Below are 24,726 nucleotides of genomic sequence, written 5' to 3'. Positions count from 1 at the left end.
CAAATAGTGCATATGGGAGTAGTACACTGTAAAAGGCTACTCATTACTGAGTAGCCTCCTATCCAATCAAGCTTATCTTATTGCTCTGTCTCAGGAATCATCTTGACGATCTCCAGCCGTTTGAAGCGGTGAGGCTCTTTGTCCAGCAGCTTGAAGATCAGGTTCTGATGCTCAAGTGTCTCCCCGACGTTCATCTCCGGATGTGTACCGTACAGCCAACCGCCGATGGTGTCCACGTCCTCGGTGTCCAGTTCGGACAATAGCAGATCATTGATCTGATTGACACCCACCTTGCCATCGACGATAAGATGATTATCGCCCAACTGCACGATAGGCTGCTCTTCCTCTTTATCAAATTCGTCCCGAATCTCTCCAACGATCTCTTCCAGAATGTCTTCGATGGTCACCAGGCCTGCCGTACCGCCGTACTCATCAATCAGGATCGCGATATGCGTACCTTCCTTCTGCATCCGCTGCAGGAGCTCGTTCACCGGAGTTACTTCCGATACAGCCATGACCGGCTGCAGGATCGAGGTGACATCCAGGTCCGGATTGTTTCTAAGCGCCAGGAAAAATTGCTTCGTGTTGATAATGCCAATGACATTGTCCTTGTTTTCCTCAATAACCGGGAATCTTGTATATTGCTGCTCCACGATAATCTCAAGGTTCTCATCCCGAGTCTTGTCGGTATAAAGACATACCATATCGGTACGGGGAACCATGATTTCTCTTGCCAGCATATTATCAAATGCGAAAATGCGGTTTACATAGCCATATTCGCTTTGATTGATTTTACCGCTCTCGTAGCTCTCGTTGATAATAATCTGAATTTCTTCCTCGGAATGGGCTTCTTCATGCTCAGAAGCCGGCTTGATCCCGATCAGCTTGACAAGCTGGTTGGCGGAGCCATTCAGCGTCCAGATAAAAGGGCGCATAATCTTGGTGAACAGAATCAGCGGTTTTGCCGTCAGCATGGCTACGGCTTCCGCCTTGCGAATTGCGATAGTCTTCGGCGCAAGCTCACCGACTACCACGTGTAAATAAGTGATCACAATAAATGCGATCAGAAACGAAAGAATACCGGTTACTGCTTCAGGTATTTGGAGGCTGTGGAACACCGGGTGCAGAATTTGCTCAACCGTCGGTTCACCTAGCCAGCCAAGTCCGAGTGCTGTAATCGTTATGCCCAATTGGCATGCCGACAAATAACCGTCAAGATTGGAGGTTACCTGCTTTACAGCCAGCGCATTTTTGCGCCCCTCGGCAATGAGTTGATCGACTCTGCTGCCCCGCACGCGAACAATAGCGAATTCCACCGCTACGAAAAATGCCGTCAGGGCGATCAAAACGACGACCAAAACCAAATTTAATACCAAAAGCCTGTCACTGTCCATTCTTACCATCTACTCCTTTTGTCGATTAAGATATTTAAAATATAAAAACATATGCTCATTATATAGCATGTGGATAGAGAAAGCGAACGGGCAAGAACATCAAAAAAGGTTAAACAACGTTCGTGTTTTGTCGATATATACATTTTATTATGGAAAAATAGCTCGCCTAAGCTAGTTAAACACGAACGAAATGAAATTTAAGAGTTGACTTATTCGCCATTTAGAGATAATATTACATCCGTAATGCAACAAATGACAAATAGCTTGATCGATTCGTATAACCTCAAAGATACGGTTTGAGGGTCTCTACAAGGAACCATAAATTCCTGGCTACGAACGGGGTGTTTCGCATACCTGTTCATAGCCGGGATTTTTTTTGCTGAAAATCAATCTTTAGGAGGAACTGCGACCGTATGAGTAAGTATGATGTGATCGTTGTTGGGGCTGGACCTGCCGGAATTTTTGCTTGTTACGAGCTGACAAGAAAGGCTCCGCATTGGAAGGTATTGCTGGTGGATAAAGGACATGACATCTACCGCAGACGTTGTCCGATTCTTGAAGAGAAAATCACCCTTTGTCCGCCTGCCGCAGGCAAAAAAGACTTTGCAGGCTGCTTGCCGGCATGCTCTATTACGGCGGGGTTTGGCGGTGCCGGGGCGTACAGCGACGGGAAATTCAACATTACCAAGGAATTCGGCGGATGGCTGACCGATTATATTACACCATCGAAGGTGCTGGAGCTTATCCGTTATGTGGATAGCATTAATTTGGAGCATGGGGCAACAGAGGTCATTACCGATCCGATGACAGATGTCATTCGCGGGATTGAGCAACGGGGCTATGCTGCCGGGCTGAAGCTATTGCGGGCCGAGGTGCGTCATCTGGGGACGGAGCAGAACCTGGAGATTTTGAAGTCGATATATGAGTATCTGAAAACCCGGGTTGACATGATTTATAAGGCTGAGGTAGAGGACCTGATCACTGAAAAGTCGGAAGATCAATACACCGTGCGCGGGATTGTCCTGAAGAATGGGGACACCTATGAAGCCGATCAGGTCATGGTGGCACCGGGACGCGATGGCTCGGCATGGCTGACGGATATCCTGAAGCGGCGCCGCCTGAAAATGACGAATAATCAAGTCGATGTGGGTGTCCGGGTTGAGACATCCGACGTGGTTATGCGGGAAATTAATGAGCATCTATATGAGGGGAAATTTATATTTAATACGTCGGTGGGTACTCAGGTTCGTACATTCTGCAGCAATCCTTCCGGGCATGTAGTTGTCGAAAATCATAGCGGCGTGATGGCTGCTAACGGACACTCCTATAAAGACCCTGCACTGGGCTCTGCAAATACGAACTTTGCTCTTCTCGTATCTCATAAATTTACCGATCCGTTTGATAAGCCGAACGAGTACGCACGGGAAATTTGCCGGAGAGCTAATGATCTGTCGAACGGCGGAGTCATTATTCAGAAGTATGGAGATATTTTACGGGGTCGACGCTCCACGACCGGACGTATTGCTGAAGGCTTCCTTGAACCGACCTTGAAGGAGGCTGTTCCGGGAGACCTGGGCCTTGTCCTTCCTTATAACACGATGAAGAGCTTGATTGAAATGGTTGAGGCGCTGGACCGGGTTACACCGGGGATTGCTTCGGAGCACACGCTGTTCTATGGGGTGGAGGCTAAATTCTATTCGGCTCGCCCGAAGCTGTCAGCTTCTCTGGAGACGGAAATTCAAGGACTGTACTGCGGAGGAGACGGCGCCGGAATTACGCGCGGCCTCGCTCAGGCCGGCGCAGCCGGGGTCTGGATTGCACGCGGGATGATGGAGAAGGCGGGATTGTAAGAGAAACGGAATATCCGGATTCGCCAACGGAATAATCCCGGACTCGCCACGAAATATCTGGATTCGTTAACGGACATTTAAGACTCTTAGCCGACTTTTTCGCACATTTTAGGGGGTAACGGACATTTTCGGCACTTAGGACGCTCAAACGGCTCTGGTTGACTCAAAACTACTCTCTTAGGAGCCAAAATGTCCGTTACAGTTCTGGGCTGATCAACATTGGGCCGTAAGGAGAAGTAATGTCCGTTGATATGAACGAAACCTGTCAAGCGCCTCTGTGGCTCTCTCGTTTTTGACGCGCTTAAATAAGAGCCTGTCAAGCGCCTGTCTTGACAGGTGGCTCTTTCCAGCGATACTTTTTGAATGTCCCTGGCCAAGGCCAGGGGCTGCCATACGGCGAGTAACGGGTGCAGGGAGTGCACTTCCTGCGTTTCCCCTTGTAGGGGACGGAAGGGGTAGATCATGCTTTAGCTCGGCGGCGAAAACAATTCGCTGGTTGGCAATCTGATATTCGTGGATTCACACACATTCTACATACGTCTGAAGAAGCTGGCCGCTAACTAGAAACGTGCGTGGAAGCCGAAGCTTTGCACAAACGGACATCGCGGGTCTCTTCTTCACCTTGCCTGATTTTGCCGCCGAGGTAAATCACGATCTACTCCCAGCCTCACCTCCTTGCTTCATCCATCTCACTTTGAACAACCCTCTGTCCGTCAAACGGTTCCCTCATTACGAAGCCTTGGCTTTAGTCATTTCCACTTCTTTCGCAATCGCCCACACAAACCCGGCAAGTTCCCTGGCAATGGCCACCGCGATGGCCCCCTTGTGTTTTCCCATGCGTAACAAGCTCTTGTACTTTTGATGCAAACGATGCTGGGCCTCCCAAGCGATTCGCTGTACTTCAGGCGGTAGACCCAAAATACGCTGTCTCATCTTCTTTTTCACGGCGGGACTGTATCGATAGCTCCAAGCGGCTTCCACTAACACTCTTCGGAGATGGGCATTCCCCGCTTTGGTGATCTTCCCTTGCCGGCGGCTGTCTCCCGTCGAATTTTCACTAGGAACCAGTCCGCAATAGCTCATAAAAGCCGAGGCCAACGGAAATCGCGCGGCTTCGATCATTTCTGAGGCAAGGGTGGTCGCGGTAAGCACGGCCACGCCTCGTAACGCTTGCAGAGCCTGAATGAGCGGAGCTTGCGCACAGCTTTCGGCTTGTCGTTCGATCTCCTGCTCGTACCGGCGAATGCGTTCTTTCGTTTCCCAGATCGATTGGCGATACTCTTGAAACGTTACCTGCTGACAGTGATCTGCAAATTTTAAGCTGTCCAACCACGCTTCATACGCATGCGTCCATGGGGTGGATCCCTTGGGGGAAGCCAGTTGATTACGTAGTAGAAACTTCCCTAACCGTTGCTTTTGCCGGGCCAGATCTTCTTTGGCATCTTCCCGAGCTCGAACTAAATCCCGCAATGCTTCATCCGCCGGTGTCGGAATGTAAACCGACGTCAGTTCCCCTGCACGAAACAACTGAGCGAGCCGAAGGGCATCTCGTTTATCCGTTTTGACCCGATCTCCCGCACGCTTGGGAATGAGGGACGGGGCCACGATGGTACAAGAAATATTCATTTCTAGCAGCCAGCGATAGAGCACATATCCCGTAGGTCCGGCTTCATAACAAACCTCCAAGGTGATGTCTTCGGATTTACTCAACTGTTGCATCAGTTTGCCCACCGCTTCTTTCGTATGGGTAATGGTTCCCCAATACCGTGCTTCTCCTCGGCCCTCATCGGCAATGGCCACCGCGATTTTGGATTTGGACACGTCTAAACCTACATACTTTGTGGTAATACTCATTCTTAGACCGACTCCTTTTTGTTTTATAGCTCTGATTGTGGAAAGTCCAATGGGTTGAGCTTACTTCTCATTATTTCCACAATTAACCTACGTAGTAGCAATTAGGATGTCGGTTTCGTTCATTATAACTAGATCAAGTCCCCCCTCCTTCCCTTCCCCCCGAGCAAATGTACCGACTGGGATTATCTGTTGTGCAAACGATTGACCTATAGAAAAGAACGATGATATAATGCGCTCATACAGGAGGGAAGGGCTTGTCCTGCCTGAGAAACCCCTGTATTCAGCGCGGAGGCCGTGGAACGTTTCAAGGAATCCATGCCATATGATATATCGGAAGCCATTTTCAAGGAAGCGATTACAGTGGGAGTATTGAAAAGACTTCATCTGTACATGGGGGAGTGATTACATGTCGGTACAGAAAGAGCTTGAGGTAGTGACGGATTATGGCGATCTTGCCGTAACGAACGGGATTTCCGTATTTGATCCTGCGTTTGATGAGGCATTCTATTATGGAGGAAATGATCTAGGGGCAACTTATTCTCCGGAGAAAACCTTCTTTCGTCTATGGGCGCCGACTGCGTCCGAAGCAAAAATTGTCTTCTATAATAACTGGAACGACGGGCCGGTCAGAGAAATGCCGATGACCCGTGATATTCAAGGAACCTGGGTGCATGAAGCGACCGGGGACTGCAAAGGCATTTATTATACCTACAAGGTCAGAGTAGGGTTGGATTGGAACGAGGCGGCTGATCCTTATGCAAAGGCTGTTGGAGTCAATGGAGATCGAGCGGTTGTGCTTGATCTGCGGAGTACGGATCCGAAAGGCTGGAACATGGAGAAGCCTCAACTGGATTCACCAGTGGATGCAGTAATCTATGAGCTTCATCTTCGCGATCTGTCGACTCATCCGGACAGCGGAATTCTGTATCCTGGCAAGTACCTTGGTCTTGTGGAAAAGGATACCCGCGGACCGAACGACATTCCAACAGGAATTGATTATATTGCCGGGCTTGGCGTGACACACGTTCAGTTGCTTCCTATATATGATTACTCGACGCAAAGTGTTGATGAGACAAAGCTGCATTTGCCTCATTACAATTGGGGCTACGATCCTAAAAATTACAACGTGCCTGAGGGCTCGTATTCAACAGATCCATATACGCCGGCAACCCGGATTACCGAGCTGAAGCGCTGCGTTCAGGCGTTGCATGACCGCGGGCTCCGCGTCATCATGGATGTAGTCTATAACCATGTATACGACGGATACCTTGTAAACTTTACTAAATTGGTTCCAGGATATTATCTCCGCTATCAAGCGGACGGTTCCTTCTCAAACGGATCGTTCTGCGGCAACGAGTGCGCAACAGAACGTAAAATGATGCGGAAATTCATTGTAGATTCTGTTGTTCACTGGGTTCAGGAGTACCATATGGATGGCTTCCGCTTTGATCTGATGGGTCTGATGGATACGGAAACGATGAATGAAATCCGCCGCAGGCTGGACGAGATCGATCCGACGATCTTAATGATCGGTGAAGGCTGGAATATGGAGACTGTGCTGCCGGGTGAACAGAGGGCTCATCAAGGAAATGCCTGGAAAATGCCGCGAATTGCCCATTTCAATGATGGACTTCGGGATAGTGTGAAGGGCAGCACCTTTATTCATGGATCTCAAGGCTTCATTAGCGGGGGAGCCGGAATGGAAGAAGGCGTGAAGCGGGGAGTTGTTGGTGGAATTGATTACGGCGGCTCGATCAGACAATTTGCTCAGGAACCGGTTCAAAATGTAAATTATGTCGAATGCCATGATAACCACACCCTTTGGGATAAGCTTCAGTTGTCTTCGAGCCAGAAGACGGAGGAGCAGCGCCGCTGGATGCATCGGCTGGCATCGGCGATCGTGCTCACCAGCCAAGGCATCCCGTCCCTGCATGCCGGCCAGGAATTTATGCGCACGAAGAATGGCGATGAGAATAGCTATAAGTCTCCGGTCGAGGTGAACTGGCTGGATTGGGAGCGGTGTGCGGAACATCAAAATGATGTGCTGTATGTGGCCAGCCTGATCCACCTGCGGAAGAGCCATCCGGCATTCCGGCTGCGGACAGCTCAAGAGATTCGGGAGCATTTATTCTTTGAAGATGCCCCGGAGCATGCCGTAGCTTATACCTTACGCAACCATGCAGGCGGAGATCCTGCACGCCATCTGTATGTGCTCTACAACGCCAATGCAGAGTCCCGGTCTCTCAAGCTTCCTGATCTGGGAGCATGGGAAGTGTGCTATGGCAGCGAATGGGTGGAGGCCCTGGATGCGGGCAAGGGGATCCTCCGAGTGAATGGAATTGGTATGGTTGTGTTAAGGACGAGTAACTATATAAGTTGAACTAGAAAAATATACAAAAATGGCATAAGTGAGAAGTGTTGTAAAGAAGCATCAGCGTTACCCTTTGAGAACGGATTTCTACTCTATGATGGCTTAGTTCAATCAAAGAAATCCGTGAACAACAGCGATCGTAAGAACACTTCTCACGTTGCCTCCTGTGTATAATCATTAGTTCAACTTATATAGTCTATACCAAGACAAAGAAAAAGAGCAGGTTATCGAAAAGATAGCCCGCTCTTTTTTATAGAATAAAAAGTAGACCTGGACAGTCGTTGGAAATGTGTAAGTGAAGCCTTCACCCGGCGCTCCGGGAGATGGAGGCCATCACTCTCTCCGCTCAATACTCTCCGCTCAATTACCGCGAGAAGAAGCGGCTGTTGAACCCCGAAAAATGACCTGAGAAGCAATCGTGATGACTTCGTAGGGGATATTCGGATATTCGATCCGGAACAAAATTTGTTGTGCCAGCCGAAATCCGATATGCGGATTGAATACCTGTACGGTGGTCAGGTCTTCAGCCAGTGAATCCTCCTGGTTGGCATCAAATCCGGATACGGCCACATCCTCGGGAATACGCACGCCGCGCCCCAAGAGCAGCTGCATGACAATGCAGGCTACATAATCGCTGGCGCAGACAAAGGCATCCGGCAGGTCGGAAAGTGCGGCGAGAAAAGCGGATATTTCTTCTTTATAGGTATCTCGGCCGATAGGACCGGTCAGGCTAAATTCCGGATCCGCAGACAGGCCATGTAGCAACAGCGCTTTGCTAAACCCTTCAAATCGCTCGTGGTTGGACTGGGCATAATCGATATCACCGATAAACCCGAAGGTTTGCCGCCCGCTGGCGATCAACTGCTCCGTAATCCGGGAGACGCTAAATCGATTCTCCGTCAGAACTAGATCTCCGTTCAGCTCTGAGGGAGGAACTGCGGTGGAAGTGTCGAGATACACTTTGGGGATGGGTGATGCTGACAGCAGGCGCAGCAGCTGTTCGTCATAGACATTGATGATAATGATCCCATGCGTACCGCCGCTGGTCAGCGAAGCGGGCAAGGTATAACCTGCGTCAACAGATAGGGGCAGGTACGTGTAGATCAAGTTCACATCATGCCGGGACAGCTCTTTGGCAATCTGATGAATGATCGTCATCCAGAACGTCGAGGTCTCGGGACGACATACGGCAAGGGCGATATTGATCGGCGCGTCGGCAACCGAATCTGTAGCCAGACCGGAGCTTTCCGGGACAGTATAGTTCAATTCCCGGGCTTTGGCGATCACTTTACTCCGCAGTTCCTGGGAAACCCCTGCCTGACCGCCAAAGACCTTCCAGACTGTGGTGCGGGAAACGCCAAGTGAATCGGCGATTTCTTGGATTGTAACCTTCCTCATACTTTCCTCCATAACTTCCTCTGAATCTGGAATCCTTACTTTATTTCTACTTTTCCATTCGAATAGATTAAGATCGTTCTCTGCCGATCAGCAGTCGGGCAGGAGATCACGAAGGTGCGGGACGTCGTTTCGATGACATAAGGTAATGGTAGCAGCGATCGGTTCTCCTCGCTCAGCGCGTAGACTGTCAAAATATCCGTCAACTTTTCCAGTTGATCGCAATAGCATCCGTGCAGATCGAGATGAATCTGCTCAGCATAGTAGAGCTTTCTCAGCTCCCATTTGTAGTATTCATCTTCGGGGATGACGACCGTGGACGCTTTCTGACTGGAATCGACGAAAAAAACGAAGCCCCATAATTCCGGGTAGTGAATGTTGATCACACCGGTCGGCGCCCACACCCAGTTATCTTCCGGCAACGCCCGGCCGGTCACCGGATCGGTTTGCTTCTTGTATTGCCCATCGACGATATCGGTTTTCCAGTGCACTCGCGAGAAATTGATTCGATAATAATCGCCTGCTCGCGGAGGGTGCTGCTGCGGCAAGCATTCGGTGATGGCAGCAAAAGGGATGACAATCTCCACAGACCAGCTGCGATTAGCGGCAGATGGCTGATTGATCGACCCGTCCACGAATACGGCAGTGCGCAACCCCCGGATATCATAACCATTCAAGGCGCTGCCGTTATCGCGATATGCGACCGGGAGAAATAAATCCCATACGGTATTTAGTACATTCATTTCAAACTCGTAATACTGTTGCGTATCAGAATCAGGATCAATGAAGACTTCAAAGTCGTTATCCTGAAAAATGACATCGTCACGCCGGGTAACGGAACCCCAGATTTCATCGCCATCCAGTTGAGCGCCAATATAAAGGTGCTCATCATCCCAGAGCAGCTTGGCCCGAGTGCGAAAACGCGGTCTGGGCAAATTTATCCCTTCGATATCGAGGAAATCGGCAGTGAAGGGAGCGTCTTGCCAAAAGAGCTTATCCAGCTTTCCATCTAATTGAAAGGGGACGGTAGCCCGATTGCAGGCATAGACGGGAGGATTAAAACCAACTGCAGGAATAGGAATTCGAACAGGAGCCACAGGGACCTCGCTTCTGCGCCAACGGCGCATATAGTTTATTAACTATATAAGTTGAACTCAACTTAAATAGTTGATGATGAGTTGAATTATAACATAGAAAGCGTTTTATTAAAATAAAAAAGTTAACATTAATGAACATTGGTTAACTCGACATAAAACGAAAAAACAAACGGAGTATATATAGATTACAGAACATATACATAGAGGTAACATGGTATGTAAGCACTTTCAAAAAATCATTGACAAATAGTTTGGACGCGTGTTAAAGTTTGTTCAATAAAATCACCTTAAAAACAGTGAACGAAAATGAACAATTTAGAACATAGTTCACACTGGGTGGAAGGGCAGCTCGAATGAACCAGCCATCGAATTTTTGAAAGATTTATGAAGCAGCTTAAATATGGGAGGGGAGTTCATGGATTCTACGGCGATTAAACGGAAAAGCCGCTTCGCACGGGTGCTAAAAAGAGACGCATCTCTCTGGCTATTTTGCATTCCGGGTATTATATTGACGTTCATTTTCAGTTACGTCCCGATGTATGGCATTCTGCTGGCGTTTAAAAGGTTCAATGCCAGAGCCGGCATCTGGGGGAGTGAATGGCAAGGGCTGTACTATTTCAAACGATTCTTCGATTCGCCTTATTTTGAATCTACCATTTGGAACACCTTAGTTTTAAGCCTCTATGGCCTGCTGGTGTCGTTTCCGATCCCGATTATTCTGGCTCTTTTGCTGAATTCGTTTCAGCACAAGCGCTATCGAAAGGTGATCCAGACCATTACATACGCGCCTAATTTCATCTCTGTCGTTGTCATGTGCGGGATGATCATCCTGTTTCTATCACCTACGATAGGCGTTATCAATAGTGTTTTGGAATTCTTCGGTATTGATGCGGTCAACTTCATGGCAAAGAAAGAGTATTGGCGACACATTTATGTGTGGAGCGGCGTCTGGCAAAGCGCTGGTTGGAGTTCCGTCATCTTTTTTGCTGCTTTAGCCGGGATTAGCCCCGAACTGCACGAGGCGGCGCGCTGTGACGGAGCAACAAAGTTCCAGCTGATTCGGTACATTGACTTCCCTTCCATATTGCCAACAGCGACCATTTTGCTGATCCTGAACTGCGGCAGTATTCTTTCTATCGGGTTTGAAAAAGCTTATCTGTTGCAAAACAACCTGAATTTGACGGTTTCCGAGATTATTTCTACTTATGTGTACAAAGTCGGTCTGATTAACAACGATATTTCTTATTCGACGGCGATAGGCCTGTTTAATACCGTAGTCAATCTGGTGTTGCTGCTCGCGGTCAATAAAGCCGCCGACAAGCTTTCCGGCAACAGCCTTTGGTAAGGGGGGATCAGATATGTTGAGGCCGGTTGTAGCCAACCAGCTTGAAGTTAAAGCCAAGCGCAGCAAGGAAGATGTCGTGTTTGATACGATCAACTTTATCGTACTGACCTTAGTTCTGCTCATTGTGGCGTACCCGCTTTATTGGGTAATCATCTCATCGATCAGTAATCCGGGCGCCGTATCAAGCGGTGAAGTCCTGTGGCGTCCGATCGGGTTTACTTTGCAGGGATATGCCGAAGTATTCAAGGATAGTGCAGTTATGCGCGGGTTTTGGAACTCCATTGTCTACACGGTTGCCGGTGTATTGGTGAATCTAGCGGTCACCTTGCCGACAGCCTATGCCCTGTCCCGCAATACCTTCAGCGGCAGAAAGGCGATCACGATCTTCTACATGATCACGATGTTCTTCGGCGGCGGGTTGATTCCGACTTATCTGGTGATTAAAAACCTCCATATGATCAACACGATGTGGGCGCTTATACTTCCGGGCAGTCTGAGTGTATACAACATGATTGTCGCCAGAACCTTTTTCAAAATGAACATCTCCGAAGAGCTCTATGAAGCGGCGGAAATCGACGGCTGTACCCAGGGGAAATTTTTCTTCAGAGTTGCGCTACCCCTGTCCAAAGCGATCATTGCCATCCTAGTGCTGTATTACGGCGTAGGGCATTGGAATTCCTATTTCTCCGCGTTGGTCTATATCTCGGACAAGGACATGTATCCGTTGCAACTGGTGCTGCGTAATATTCTGATCACGAATGAGGCAGCGCTGTCGCAAACGGCGACCTCAGAAGCTGCAAGAGAAGCGTTGCGGGAAAAGCAGCAGCTTATCTCTGTGATGAAATACTCGCTTATCATTATTAGCAGCATCCCGGTGCTGGTCTTGTACCCGTTCATCCAGAAGCACTTTGTCAAAGGGGTCATGATCGGCTCGGTCAAAGGTTGAGTGCAATGCTGTAAGGAATAGTGTGCCGGAGTTCTCGTATCGGCTGCTAGATAAAAAAGGAGGGTTTTAAGCATGAAGAGAAGGATAATCGCATTGTCTTTGGCCGTAGTCATGGGTGCGGCAACACTAGTGGGTTGCAGCGGTGACAACAAGAAATCTGCGGACAACGGAGGCTCGGCCAACTCATCCGCGCCGGCAGTCGTGGATGAACAGGGCAAGGTTAACGGACTGATGTACAAAGAAGGGCTGCCGCTCGTCGATGAGGGTGCGTATAAATTTTCCATTTTCGTCGATGATTCCAGTCCTACCGGTGAGTTCTACATGCTTAATGAATTTCAGAAGCAGACCAATGTCGAGGTTGATTTGCGTATATTCCCCAATGCAACAGCCAAAGAGCGCTTGAATCTGGACCTGAATTCCGGCGATTATGCCGATGTGGTCGGTGGCTGGACCTTAACGGACAGCATGATCCTGACCTATGGTGTCCAGCAAAAGGTATTTATCCCTCTGGAGGATCTGTTTGAGGAGTACGCGCCGAATATCTCGGCAATTCTTGATCTGCCTGGTGTGCGCGAGCAGATGACGGCACCGGACGGACATATTTATACGATTCCTTACGTAACAGGAGATACCAGTGTTAACTATTCTCCTTACATCAACAGTAAATGGCTTCAGAATGTCGGGATGAGCATGCCGACAACGACAGAGGAATTCGAAGCTGTGCTGAAAGCCTTTAAGGACAAGGATGCTAACGGCAACGGCGATCCGAACGATGAAATTCCGTTCTCCACTGATCCGAACAACAAGCACATTGAAGCGATGGCCGGCTGGTTCGGTATGCCGATGGATAAGTTCGGGCTGGCGATCGTGGACGGAGAGGTGGTATATGGCGGCGCCAGCGACGCGTACCGCAACTTCCTCAAGTGGTTTTCCGGTCTCAACAAGCAAGGTCTGATCGACGTAGAGCTATTCACTCAGGACAAATCGACCTGGGAGGGCAAGGGCAACAAGGATCTCTACGGTGTATCCATCGCTTACGGCAGCAAGGAGTTCACCGGGTATGCCGGCAAGGATAAAGGCGACTATGACGTATTGCCGGTGCTGAATACGGATAAGGGCGGAATTTGGCTGCGGGATACGAATGGCTTCAGCGTGTTTAAAACCCAGGCCGTGATCACCGATAACGCTAAAAATCCAGAAGTCATCGTTCGCTGGTTTGATAACGTGTTTGAGCTGGAGAACGGCATTGGCGTTAATAGAGGTCCGGTCGGAAAAATGACCTTCAAGGAAGGCGACCAATATCGGTCGATTGATATTGAAACCCTGCCGAAGGAGGAACAGGAAGCGCTTAGCTGGAGCAACCTGTGGCCGCAGGCGCTGCCGAAGTATTTGCCGGCAGGCTTTGAATTCCTCGAAGACAATCCTGCATACAAGGAAAAGGATATGATGGAGGAAACTTATGAGCCGTATTTGACCAAGGCCATCATCACCAACCCCTGGATCGGCCTCGACGATGTCGACCGCTACGCCGATATCAGTACGGCGCTTCAGGATTATTTCACCCAGCAGCAAGCCTTGTTTGTGACCGGGGAGAAGGATGTAAACAATGACGCTCAATGGGAGGAATACGTAAAAGGTCTCAGCTCATTAGGGTTGGAGGACTGGATGAAGATCCGCGGAATTGAAACGATCGCCAAATAAAGGTTGCAATAACGGAGGGACAGTCGACAATGGCAAATGACGAACTTGGCCGCCAACTATCATTAGGGGGCACCGATACAGCAGAAGGGGAGGGCCCGGCTGCGGCGGAGGAAGCGATGGAGGCACGGATTGAGCAGGGCGTGCACAATTACAGCGCCGCAGAGGATTATGTCTGGCCGACCGATCCGGAGGTTCGGAAAAAGCTGGAGTGGTTTCAGGATCAGAAGCTGGCTCTAATGATGCATTGGGGACCGTATGCCCAGCTTGGCGTGGTTGAATCCTGGGCGCTGTCCGACGCCGATGCCGACTGGTCCAGGACGGGAATCGACTGGGGTGTCAATGCGCAGGAATTCAAGCAGCAGTATTTCGGATTGAACAAAACGTTTAATCCTGTCCGCTTTCAGCCGGAACAATGGGCGGAGCTGGCTGCGGAAGCAGGCATCCGCTATCTGGTTTTCACCACAAAGCATCATGACGGCTTTTGCATGTGGGATAGCGCTTATTCCGATTACAAGATTACGGCGGAGGATTGTCCTTATCATACCAATCGGTATGCCGATATCTGCGGGCATTTGTTTGAAGCATTCCGCAAAAAGGGAATCGGTATCGCCGCCTATTTCTCCAAGGCCGATTGGCACAACGAGCATTATTGGTCCTCGAATTACCAGCGGGGAGACTATATGTGGAGAGGCCCGGCCTATGTGCCGGAAGAACACCCGGAAGAATGGGAAAAATTCGTTCAGTTTACGCATAACCAGATTAAGGAGCTGGCCAGTCAGTATGGCAAGCTGGATGTTATGTGGTTCGATGCCGGTTGGGTTTGCGAGGAGGCCGGACAAGACATTCGTTTGGGCGAGGTGATCGATCAAGTCCGGACCTGGCAGCCGGGGATGCTGTGCGCTGACCGCACTGTAGGCGGTCCTTACGAGAACTACATTACACCGGAGCAGTGCGTGCCTGAAGAGCCGCTTGGCGTGCCGTGGGAGAGTTGTATCACGCTGGGCACCTCATTCTCCTTTGCTTATGAGGATACGTACAAGTCGCCGCGCGAGGTCGTCTGTCTGCTGGTTGATATCGTAGCCAAGGGAGGCAATCTGGCAATCAATGTCGGTCCCCAGCCGGACGGCCGGTTGCCGCGGGGAGCGGTAACGACGTTGCGCGGGCTGGGCGAATGGCTCGCCGTCTATGGCGAGGCGATCTATGGCACCCGCGTCTGCGCGCCGTACAAGGCGGGAAACCTCGCTTTCACCCGCAAAGGGGATAAGGCAGTCTATGTGTTGGAGCTGTTTGCCCACGAGACGGAGAAGGTTCCCGCCGTGGTAACAATCCCTTACCTGGGAGCTGTGCACAAGATAACCTTACTAGATACGGGGGAGGAGCTGCCCTTTACTGCGGATAAGGCAGGGATTACAGTGAACGTCCCTGGCGAACAACAGGGAGGCGCTCCGATCGCCCGGGTCTACAAATTGGAGACGGAATGAGTAAACAGATGAGAAAAAAAGTAATTGGTTACGTAGGTACGAGGGATCTTTCCACGGTACGAGAGCAGGATATCCTTTCCCTCGATGTTATTAATATTGCCTTTGCCGGCTTGGTGGAGGGGCGTGTGGTCTGGCCCGGCGGCGAGGAAAGTCGCGAAGCGCTGCAGCGAATTCGCCGGATCCATCCCGGAATCAGGCTGGTGTTGTCGGTCGGCGGCTGGGGGGCGGACGGGTTCTCGCAGGCTGCGGCGAATCAGGCGGGAAGAGAGCGGCTGGCTGTCAGTGCGGCCGAATTGGCGGATGAATATGGCCTGGACGGTATTGATATTGACTGGGAATATCCAGGGACCTCCCTTGCGGGGATCGCGGCCTGCCGCGACGACAAACAGAACTTTACGCTGCTATTGCAGCAGCTGCGGGAAACGCTGGATGCCGCCGGTCCCGGGCGGATGTTAACCATCGCCGCTGGCGGCGATACGTATTTTACTTTACAGACAGATATACTGGAGATTTGCCGTTATCTCGATTATGTTATGCTGATGACTTATGATCTGCAGGGCGGGTTCCAGACTGTGACGGGCCATCACGCGGCGCTGTATCAAGGCAGGACCAATCTGATCGATGCGTGTGTGGACAAAGCGGTTCGAGTATTCGGCGAAGCCGGCTTGCCGGCGGAGAAGATGGTGGTCGGCGTGCCGTTCTATTCTCGTCAATGGGACAGAGTAAAGGGCGGCGGCGACGGCCTCGGGCAGGAAGCGGAGACGATCGGTCATTATGGTCCGGATTACGGCAGTCTGGTTGATTACATCGGTCCGGCGGATCGGGGCAATCCGGAGGATCATGCACCGCATGGCGCATATCGCCGCTATTGGGATGCGGAAGCCGGAGTTCCCTATTTGTTTGACGGCAGCACCTTCATCAGCTATGAGGATCAGCAGTCACTGGCCGGCAAGGTTGCCTATATCCGGGAGCGGGGCTTGGCCGGCATCATGTTTTGGGAATACCGCTCCGATCCGACCGGGACGTTGATTCCATTCATAAGAGAAGAACTGGATAAATAGACGGAGGAAGGAGAAGCTTCGCGTATGTTGTCTGCTCAATTGCAAGAATTCGCACTGACGCGGTATCAGTCCAGGAAGGCAGTCTATGGTCCGCTCTGGCAAGAGATCGAGTCGGCCTTAGGTGAATGCACGGAAGATGAAGCTGTGTTGATGCGCTATCTCTATGGAACTATGCCGGTACGTGATGCGGGAGAATATGCTTTTTCTGTTTTCTTGAGCTATGTGCAGCATTCCCTTTGGCTGCGGGCACACATGCCTTGGTGCCGTGAGCTGGAGGAGGACATTTTCATCCACCATGTGCTTTATTATCGGATCAATACGGAGGAAATCAGTGACTGCCGGCAATTTTTCTATGAGCAGCTGCAGGATAGAATCCAGGGCATGGAGCCGGAGCAAGCAGTGATCGAAATCAACTACTGGTGCGCGGAGCATGTCGTCTATGAATCGACGGATGGGCGCACGGTTTCGCCGATGACTCTATTCCGCTGTGGCAAGGGCCGCTGCGGGGAAGAGTCGACTTTTACCGTCACGGCTTTTCGCAGCGTCGGCATCCCGGCCCGGCAAGTCTACACACCGCGCTGGGCGCATTGCGATGACAACCACGCCTGGGTGGAGGTGTACCTGCAGGGCAAGTGGCATTTTCTCGGCGCCTGCGAGCCGGAGGAGGCATTGAATCGCGGGTGGTTCACGGTACCCGCTAACCGTGCGATCCTGATCCACAGCCGGATGTTTTCCGATTTCGGCTTAAGCTCGACAGAAGAACGCATCGGTCGGGAGGGCCTGCTCTGTTATGTTAATCATACGGCTTTCTATGCTCGTACGGGCGAGCTTGCTGTAGCGGTGAAGGATGAATCCGGACAGCCGGTTCCCGGAGCCTCAGTTGCAGTGGAGATTCTGAACATGGCGGAGTATTACCCCGCCGCCACCGTGAAGACGGACGACGGAGGAATGGCGCGGCTGACGATCGGGCTGGGCGATGTGCGGATCAGAGCCTGGAAGGATGGGGCGTTCGCCGAGCAGCAGGCGTATCCGACGATGGCGACAGATTCTTCGGCCCCAGCCAGCCTGATCGAGCTGACGCTTCAACGCGCTGTGGAAGCTCCAGGCTGGCCGGCTGACCAATGGGAGCAGACGACGCTGCATGCACCGCAGGAGCATCCGCTGCATCTCGGTGAGGAGACGGCGGAGCAAGCCGCGCGGAAAGCGCAGCGGATGCAAGCCGCTGTCCAAATTCGCGAACAGCGCTTGGCGGCTCTCTATGATGAGCAGCTGGCCGCCGCGTACCCGGAGGCCGCCGAGCTGATCCGCGTTGCGGGCGAGAACACCGAAGAGCTGCGAAAATTTCTGACCCGGGATGACAATCCGAACCGGCGGCAATTGCTGAACAGCCTGGTGATCAAGGACGGCAAAGACCTGCGCAGCGAGATTCTTGAGGATCACTTGAGCTGTGAGCAGGGCAGCTTGCCTGCGGAGATCTATGAGCGGTTCCTGCTTTGTCCGCGAATCTGGCTGGAGGAGTTAACCCCTTACCGCAGCTTTATCAGGCAGTATTTTTTGAAAGAAGAGCAGGAACAGTTTGTACAGAACCCGGATCAGATTTGGCAGTACATCGCAGATACCATAGATTATGATTCAGATGCGGATTATCCGACGATCTGCGCCACCCCGATTGGCTGCCTGAAGCTGCGGCATGGTAATCCGCTCGCACAGAAGATATTGTTTGCGGCGATCTGCCGCAGCTTGAATATCCCGGCCAGACTGAATCCAGTCACACAGACGCCGGAATATTGGCGGGACGGCGCGTTCGCCGTACCGGCCGGCTTTGGCGCGAGGGCGACAGCAGAGTCAGTTGCTGCGATAGGGCCGGGCGTGTACGCCCAGGGAGCAGTCGAGCCGCGCGGCGAGGATCAAGCGCAATTCGGTCAGGGCGAAGCGTTGCGCACGGGTGGTTCGGCGACCCTGGTGCTGCAGGTAATGGAAGCGAGCGAGTGGAAGTATGGTCAGACCTGGACGATCAGCAAGCTGGATGGCGTCCGTTTCGATACGCTGAACTATGCCGGCAGTTCCTTTGAACAGGGCGATCTGGAGCTGAGGCTTGATCCGGCGATCTATCGCCTGATCACCACGCGGCGCTTACCTAGCGGCGACCAGCTCGCGGCTCAGCGGGTATTCCGGCTGGCGAGCGGACAGCGCAAGACAGTAGAGCTGCTGCTGGCGCAAGCCGATGAAGCAGATCTGCTGGTGAACCGCCAGCTGAGCGATGTTTCGCTGCAAACGGAGTCAGGCGAGCAAATCAAGCTTTCCCAGCTGACTGACGAGCGCCCTACGCTGTTGGCATTTTTGGGAGTGGGGGCGGAGCCGACCGAGCATGTTTTAAATGAATTGTTGGCGGGGGCTTCTCGCTGGAACGAGACGAATGCTCGTATGTTGCTGGTTCTGCGGAATCCGGCCGAACGGAGCAACCCTGCCTTTGGCAAGGTGCTCAAGACACTCTCGGGAATCGAGGTGTGCTACGATTCCAAGCAGGCTTGCGCGGCTGCAGCGATGGATATGGGCGTCGACGGGGCGCGGCTGCCTGTGCTCATTCTACTGTCTGGCGGGTTGACCGGCATTTATGCCTGTGCCGGATACAATGTCGGCAGCGTTGAACTGATGCTGCGGCAACTGACACCGTGAACGAATAATACTGGAAATAATAGTGGAAGGAAGGGCCGTTTTAGCGGCTTTTCCTTTTTTTGTTCATGCATAGCGTTGATTTCATTAAAATTCTTTAATTTGTCCAGTATATCTTTAGTTTTTCCTCTATTTGTAAGTGCTTTCATTGGATAAATTCTTGATAAGAATTGCTGTGAGGAGGGGGGATCAAAGAGAGGCTGACAGGCATGGGATAATCTCAGGCCAGTTCGAACGACATTATAGTCTACTAAGAATTGGAGGTTAGGTAATGAATTTTGGCAACAAGAAAAAGATAAAGATAGCCTCGACTATACTGACATTTGCTTTGGTGCTAACCAGTTTCCCGCTTTACGTGCAGGCGGGTGACACTTGGCCGTTTACCGGGGAAAGCGCGCATGGTGAAAACCAGCCAAGTGTACATGGTTATACCAGCGGGCATGTTTTGAATTGGAGCCCCGAGAGTGATCCGGGCGCTGAACTGCTCAGATCCAGAGTGCCATTGCAACAGCGGATTGACCCGCTGGCCGCTACGCAAAGCAATCCCGACCTGGATCCGAATATCAAAATGACTAACGTCAGCGGCGATTACGGAAATGCTTTTATTGAGAATGCTCCATACACCAATAAATTTGCTCAATATCACTTCGGCTTCTGGCAGTATGTAGACTATTGGTCTCCTTGGCATGGTACGGCTACAGCCTATACTCCACCGGAATATTATGATGATCTTGCACAAAAGGACTGGCAGCAGAAATGGTTTGAGTTCGGCATGCTGAATATCCCCAATCCGACCTACACCGATGCCGCCCATAAGAACGGGGTAATGTCGCTGGCCGGCATTTTTTTCTCCAATAATGACCGCGGCCAGCAAACTTACAAGCAAATGATCGTGAAGGATGACGACGGGAATTATCCTGTAGCAGAAAAGCTGATTGAAATGGCCGAGTATTTCGGGTATGACGGCTACTTCATCAACCAAGAGGAAGTAGGGCCCAATGTCACCGTAGCAGATATTCCCGATTACATCGGATTTATGAAAGCGCTGCAAAAGGGCGGACTGTATATTCAGTGGTATGATTCATTGAATACAGCGACCGGCAGCAATACATTTGCCAGAACGATTAATGATAATAATATTTCCTTCCTGTATGACAAGAACGCAGGGGAGCAGGTTTCGCAATCCTTCTTTTTCGACTATGGCATGGGGAGCTCCCTGATCACTTCCGCCAAAGCCTATCTAAATAATTTGAACCAACAGTACGGCACCGATTTTGACCTGTTCGATGTCGGATTTGCCGGCCTGGAGGCTGGGCGCGACCGCTTCAAGAGCGTTCAAGGAAACGCATTGTCAAACAAGCTCTCCAACGGCTTACCACAAGTTAGCATTGCCACACTGGGCGCTGACTTTGTTCATGCCGGTCTGGATGAAGACATGGGACTTGCCTGGCCTGTCAATCATCGCGCGGAGAACGACTATCAATGGATGACGAAGGTACGGGAACAGCTATGGTGGTCGGGCCCTAATATTGATCCGAAAAACACGGCAAAATCAAGTGTAAATACGGCCTCCGATGTCTATGCCGACAACCGTTATTGGCCGGGAATCGCATCCGTCATCGCGGAAAGGTCAGTCATTGGCGATTCCAATTTCTATACGAATTTCAATACCGGTCACGGGCTGTCTTACTATGTTGACGGAAATGTATCGAATGACAGCGAATGGTCCAATATGAGCCTCCAGGATATTCCGGTAACCTGGCAATGGTGGCAGGATACCGATGGCAACCGGCTGACCGTTGATTTTGATTATGGGCCGGAGTATAGCCTTGCCTCAACTCAACGTTTTAACTATCAGCAAATTGGAGCTTATCAAGGCGGTAGTTCTCTGGTCATTAACGGCGATTTGGATGCGGAGAACTTTCTCCGGCTATACAAAACGGATATAAGCGTGAATCCGGGATCCAAGCTGTCAATTACTTATAACAAATCATCCCAGGATGACGGATCTACGCTGCAGGCGGGCCTCATCTTTGAGGATGATCCTGCGAATGTAGTGAAGGTTGCTGTGCAGGATAGCGGAAAGGAAACGAACGGCTGGGTTACCGCAGAGCTCGACCTGAGCGCGTATGCAGGTAAATCCATTGCTGTTCTTGGTTTAGTATTCGATCCTGGCGCAGGCGTCGTAAATGACTATCAAATGAACATTGGCCAAATTTCCATTTCTGACGGTTCTGCTGTTGTACCCGACGCTCCGGCCGGATTGTCCATTTCAGAGCTCCACCCGAACACGAAGGAATTGATCGTAAAGTGGAATCTGGACAACGATTATTCCAGCGTAAAACAATACAATGTCTACGTAAATGATGTGTACATGGGCGGCAAATATGATGAGGTGTTTTATGTAAAACAGCTGCCTGCCGATTCAGGGGTTATCAAGGTTGCGGCTGTCGGGGCGGATGGACGCGAGGGTCCGGCTGCTACGCTTCCTTACGACTTGACGTCGGCTCCGTCGAACATAACTGTAGACTCTCGGGAAGACGGGGTGCTGGAGGTAAGCTGGATAAATGCACCTGGTACTAGCGGCGATATTACCGTCAGCGTAACATCCCGAAACTGGATCACAGCGGAACAACCCGTCAATGAACAAACGGTCGTTCCGTCTGGCTCCACCTCTGCTGTGTTTAACAATATGCCGGTCAATGGCGACGATTACCTGGTTACGGTCTCTTCTGCCGGCGGACAGTCTGTAATGGCCAGCGGGAGCTTTATCGATAAGATTGCCGAGCCTTACGCAGAACCATGGGCCTGGAACGGAGATACCTTAAGCCTGCCGATGCCGAATACCAGGGATTGGCGGTATATGTACTTCTATGAGGATGGTGAATTGAAAAATTTCCCGGTAACCTATATCAGCGGTGCTGCCGGCAATAAGGACCGGATCATACGCGGGCGAACCACCAAAGCCAGCCTGAGCTTCAGCTCCACTGCAGAAAATATCTATGTGGTGATGGAGGACTATGCGGGGAACAAGTCGGCGCCAGTCTATCTGCGAGGCAAGGAGCGCTATACGGTCACCTTTGATTCGAATGGGGGAGAGCATGCGGTTCCAACCGTGGAGTCTGCATTTGGGGCCAAGATCAGTGAACCCTCAACAATGATGACCAGAGAAGGCTATGAGTTCCTGGGCTGGTATAATGGCGATACCAAGTGGAGCTTTGCGGCAGATAGCGTGAAGCAGGATCTGACGCTGACAGCCAAATGGAAGCTTAAGGATCCTGAAGTCGTGCTTATTAAGGAGGGCTCCTTCCGTGAAGGCGCCGCGGCTGCCTTAAAGGCGGTTGCTGCCGGTAAAGGAGCACTATCTTATTCGTGGGCTGTCGATGAGGGAAGCGGCTATAACGGCATTTCCGTGACCGATACCGTCTATTCGATCCCGCGGGTTACTCTGGACATGGAAGGATTCAAGTACAAAGTAATTGTCACCAATGAGGAAGGAGGAGTAGGAGAAGCCGAGACTGCAATAACCGTCACACCGGCGTCAGCCGATCCCGTAGCTCCTGATTTTGAAAGGAACTTGGATGCAGGAAAGACAGTGAAGGAGAATGAGGAAGTTACTCTTTTCGTAAGCACCACCGGTGATGTAGAGCAAGTGGTCTGGGAAGCAAAGCTCAAGGACTCCGACACATGGACCCAGGTAGGGGAAGGCTCCAGCGCTTATACTTTTACGGCTCAAGCTGAGCACGACGGCGCTCTGTTCAGAGTAGTGCTGCAGGGCATTGCTGGCAGTAACCCTTCCACAGCCGTTAGCAATGAGCTGCTCCTGCATGTGATCCCGCTCGTTGTAAATGCCGATCCGGTAATTCATACGGTAACGGCTTCGAAAAATCCTGCCGAGGTTGGCGATACAGTTACCTTTACAGTGCAAGCATCCGGCGAGGGAGTATTGAGCTATCAATGGTTTAAAGATGGAGCTCCTATAGCGGGAGCCACAAATGCGGAGTATACAATTGACAGTGCAGCCGCTTCCGACGGGGGTGCCTATAAGGTTGAAGTAACGCATACCATCCACTTGCACGGACGAGATTATATTGGGGTAAAAGAAAGCGATGAAGTGCTATTTACGGTGGAGACAGAACAATCTGCGGAATGGAGTCTGTTATCCTCCCTAATTAACCAAATCAAAGCGTTGAAAAATGATGTTGTATATACCGCTCAATCCATTGCCGAGTTGAAGTCCAGTTCAGCGTATCTTACGGCTGTTGCCTTAACGGCAGATAGCCCAGCCGATACAGTGCGAACCGCTTATGAGAATTTGGTGCAGGCTCGGAGCCGTATTCTCAAGCTATATGTCCCTGTATCCCCAGGCACAGGTACGAACGAAGGAGCGGGCGGAGATAGCGGAGGAACAAAGACGGAAAATGGAACTTCACCGTTGCCTCCTGCGAACCCGTCCCAAATGATTGTCTCGGGGCAAGATTTGTTGAAAGCCAGCGAGGCGGGAGTTGTAGCCATCACCGTAAAAACGGAAGTTACAAGCATCGACTTGCCTCTAAATGCTGGAGAACTGTTAAATCAAAATATTCTTCGCATTGAAACGGATACACTGACCCTGGACATTCCGCCGGAAGTGCTGAAGCAAATGAAGGATTTGTTGGGGGATTCTCCTCTCTCCACAAATAAATTGCAGCTCGGTATCCAACCGATATCCTTGGATCAGGCTGGCGTTACCGCCAATTCAGAAATATCGATCAAGGGCTCGACAGTTAAGCTGGATTTGAAGGTTGTCGATAATCAAGGGGCGACAGTAAAAGAAATTACGGAACCCACCATTCAGCCTTTGAACATCAAGATGCCGATTACTACCGGTCTGAATGCCGACCTCTTGGGAATCTACTTGATTAATAATGATGGCACATTGACCTATCTGGGGGGAGCCCGAAATGGTAATGTGATGGGCTTGGAGGTTGAGCAGGCAGGGACCTACGCGCTTCTGGAGTATAAGGTCAACTTCCAGGATGTTTCGGATACTCATTGGGCGGCAGATGCTATCCAAATCCTTGCGGCGAAGCATTGGACGCAAGGTGTGCCGGGTAATAAGTACGAGCCCGGCCGAACAATTACTAGGGCAGAATTTACAACCCTTGTTGCCAAAGCACTGCACTTGAAGGAGCAGAGCGAGTTGAAGTTCAATGACGTTCCTTCAGACGCTTGGTACAAGGATGACCTTGCCAAATTAGTGAAGCTCGGCTTAGTCAGCGGACGCTCAGCGGACCGTTTCGAGCCTGATGCCGAAATTAGCCGCCAGGAAATTGTTACTATTCTGATGCGCGCTTTGGAATTGCAGCAGGATGTAGATGCTCCGGCACCATCTGATTCATCCCGCTTCAAGGATGATTCAAGCATCGCTTCCTGGGCTCGCGCAAGTGTGCATGCTGCTGCCGAGCTTGGACTTGTTAAAGGCCAAGGGGATCATTTTGCACCGGCACAATCTGCAACAAGAGCTGAAGCGGCCCAATTTGCAATAAACTTCTTGCTGAATTCGGAATAGGGCATGA

13 protein-coding genes and 1 riboswitch are annotated in these 24,726 nt (G+C 51.0%); of the genes, 9 read left to right on the top strand and 4 right to left on the bottom strand.

What is annotated here, in order from left to right; all coding sequences use genetic code 11:
* Nucleotides 1-77: 77 nt before the first annotated feature.
* Entirely contained in the window at nucleotides 78-1,394 is a 1,317-nt protein-coding gene (locus TX85_RS15235) for a hemolysin family protein (RefSeq protein WP_044480373.1), read from the bottom strand.
* Nucleotides 1,395-1,647: 253 nt separating this feature from the next.
* Nucleotides 1,648-1,747: riboswitch (purine riboswitch) on the top strand.
* Nucleotides 1,748-1,807: 60 nt separating this feature from the next.
* On the opposite strand from TX85_RS15235, the gene TX85_RS15230 reads away from it, so the two are divergent.
* The gene (locus TX85_RS15230) at nucleotides 1,808-3,244 is read left to right on the top strand and encodes an NAD(P)/FAD-dependent oxidoreductase (RefSeq protein ID WP_044480372.1); all 1,437 of its coding nucleotides are present in this window, start codon (nucleotides 1,808-1,810) and stop codon (nucleotides 3,242-3,244) included.
* A 729-nt stretch (nucleotides 3,245-3,973) separates the two neighbouring features.
* Here TX85_RS15230 and TX85_RS15225 read toward each other — a convergent pair.
* The gene (locus TX85_RS15225) at nucleotides 3,974-5,098 is read right to left on the bottom strand and encodes an IS110 family RNA-guided transposase (protein ID WP_044477366.1); all 1,125 of its coding nucleotides are present in this window, start codon (nucleotides 5,096-5,098) and stop codon (nucleotides 3,974-3,976) included.
* Between the two features lie 406 nt (nucleotides 5,099-5,504).
* Between TX85_RS15225 and pulA the strand changes: the two genes are divergently transcribed.
* Nucleotides 5,505-7,478, top strand: coding sequence for a type I pullulanase (gene pulA / locus TX85_RS15220; RefSeq protein ID WP_044480371.1), 1,974 nt, complete (start codon nucleotides 5,505-5,507; stop codon nucleotides 7,476-7,478).
* Nucleotides 7,479-7,829: 351 nt separating this feature from the next.
* On the opposite strand, the gene TX85_RS15215 is transcribed toward pulA, so the two are convergent.
* Both TX85_RS15215 and TX85_RS15210 read right to left on the bottom strand, forming a co-directional pair.
* Nucleotides 7,830-8,867, bottom strand: coding sequence for a LacI family DNA-binding transcriptional regulator (locus TX85_RS15215; protein ID WP_044480370.1), 1,038 nt, complete (start codon nucleotides 8,865-8,867; stop codon nucleotides 7,830-7,832).
* Between the two features lie 35 nt (nucleotides 8,868-8,902).
* Nucleotides 8,903-9,961 carry a carbohydrate-binding family 9-like protein gene (locus tag TX85_RS15210; RefSeq protein ID WP_044480369.1) on the bottom strand — a complete coding sequence of 353 codons (1,059 nt, stop codon included), beginning with the start codon at nucleotides 9,959-9,961 and terminating at the stop codon, nucleotides 8,903-8,905.
* A gap of 415 nt (nucleotides 9,962-10,376) precedes the next feature.
* Here TX85_RS15210 and TX85_RS15205 point away from each other — a divergent pair, with 415 nt between their 5' ends.
* From TX85_RS15205 to TX85_RS26305, 7 genes are all read left to right on the top strand, one after another.
* A complete protein-coding gene (locus TX85_RS15205; RefSeq protein ID WP_044480368.1) occupies nucleotides 10,377-11,306 on the top strand; it encodes an ABC transporter permease in 930 nt (309 codons plus the stop codon).
* Nucleotides 11,307-11,319: 13 nt separating this feature from the next.
* Complete coding sequence (locus TX85_RS15200) at nucleotides 11,320-12,252, top strand: carbohydrate ABC transporter permease (protein WP_044480367.1); 933 nt, start codon at nucleotides 11,320-11,322, stop codon at nucleotides 12,250-12,252.
* Between the two features lie 72 nt (nucleotides 12,253-12,324).
* On the top strand, nucleotides 12,325-13,953 hold the full coding sequence (locus TX85_RS15195) for an extracellular solute-binding protein (RefSeq protein ID WP_044480366.1): 1,629 nt from the start codon (nucleotides 12,325-12,327) through the stop codon (nucleotides 13,951-13,953).
* A 116-nt stretch (nucleotides 13,954-14,069) separates the two neighbouring features.
* Nucleotides 14,070-15,434 carry an alpha-L-fucosidase gene (locus TX85_RS15190; RefSeq protein WP_044480834.1) on the top strand — a complete coding sequence of 455 codons (1,365 nt, stop codon included), beginning with the start codon at nucleotides 14,070-14,072 and terminating at the stop codon, nucleotides 15,432-15,434.
* Nucleotides 15,435-15,442: 8 nt separating this feature from the next.
* Complete coding sequence (locus TX85_RS15185) at nucleotides 15,443-16,495, top strand: glycoside hydrolase family 18 protein (RefSeq protein WP_044480832.1); 1,053 nt, start codon at nucleotides 15,443-15,445, stop codon at nucleotides 16,493-16,495.
* Nucleotides 16,496-16,534: 39 nt separating this feature from the next.
* Nucleotides 16,535-19,171 (top strand): transglutaminase domain-containing protein, encoded by a 2,637-nt coding sequence (locus TX85_RS15180; protein ID WP_222860713.1) that lies wholly within the window; start codon nucleotides 16,535-16,537, stop codon nucleotides 19,169-19,171.
* A 268-nt stretch (nucleotides 19,172-19,439) separates the two neighbouring features.
* Nucleotides 19,440-24,719, top strand: coding sequence for an endo-beta-N-acetylglucosaminidase (locus tag TX85_RS26305; RefSeq protein WP_081671759.1), 5,280 nt, complete (start codon nucleotides 19,440-19,442; stop codon nucleotides 24,717-24,719).
* Nucleotides 24,720-24,726 lie beyond the last annotated feature (7 nt).

The sequence above is a fragment of the Paenibacillus antibioticophila genome, assembly GCF_000455265.1.
In the GTDB taxonomy this organism is placed as follows: Bacteria; Bacillota; Bacilli; order Paenibacillales; family Paenibacillaceae; genus Fontibacillus; species Fontibacillus antibioticophila.
The sequence above is the reverse complement of the archived record's forward strand: the minus strand, read 5'-3'. Positions and strand labels throughout refer to the sequence as shown.

What these genes read in the sequence shown, in the direction of transcription:
- TX85_RS15205 (WP_044480368.1), top strand. Translation starts at nt 10,377, where the DNA reads ATGGATTCTACGGCGATTAAACGGAAAAGCCGCTTCGCACGGGTGCTA.
- TX85_RS15235 (WP_044480373.1), bottom strand. Translation starts at nt 1,394, where the DNA reads ATGGACAGTGACAGGCTTTTGGTATTAAATTTGGTTTTGGTCGTCGTT.
- TX85_RS15195 (WP_044480366.1), top strand. Translation starts at nt 12,325, where the DNA reads ATGAAGAGAAGGATAATCGCATTGTCTTTGGCCGTAGTCATGGGTGCG.
- TX85_RS15215 (WP_044480370.1), bottom strand. Translation starts at nt 8,867, where the DNA reads ATGAGGAAGGTTACAATCCAAGAAATCGCCGATTCACTTGGCGTTTCC.
- TX85_RS15230 (WP_044480372.1), top strand. Translation starts at nt 1,808, where the DNA reads ATGAGTAAGTATGATGTGATCGTTGTTGGGGCTGGACCTGCCGGAATT.
- TX85_RS26305 (WP_081671759.1), top strand. Translation starts at nt 19,440, where the DNA reads ATGAATTTTGGCAACAAGAAAAAGATAAAGATAGCCTCGACTATACTG.
- TX85_RS15200 (WP_044480367.1), top strand. Translation starts at nt 11,320, where the DNA reads ATGTTGAGGCCGGTTGTAGCCAACCAGCTTGAAGTTAAAGCCAAGCGC.
- pulA (WP_044480371.1), top strand. Translation starts at nt 5,505, where the DNA reads ATGTCGGTACAGAAAGAGCTTGAGGTAGTGACGGATTATGGCGATCTT.
- TX85_RS15185 (WP_044480832.1), top strand. Translation starts at nt 15,443, where the DNA reads ATGAGAAAAAAAGTAATTGGTTACGTAGGTACGAGGGATCTTTCCACG.
- TX85_RS15225 (WP_044477366.1), bottom strand. Translation starts at nt 5,098, where the DNA reads ATGAGTATTACCACAAAGTATGTAGGTTTAGACGTGTCCAAATCCAAA.
- TX85_RS15190 (WP_044480834.1), top strand. Translation starts at nt 14,070, where the DNA reads ATGGAGGCACGGATTGAGCAGGGCGTGCACAATTACAGCGCCGCAGAG.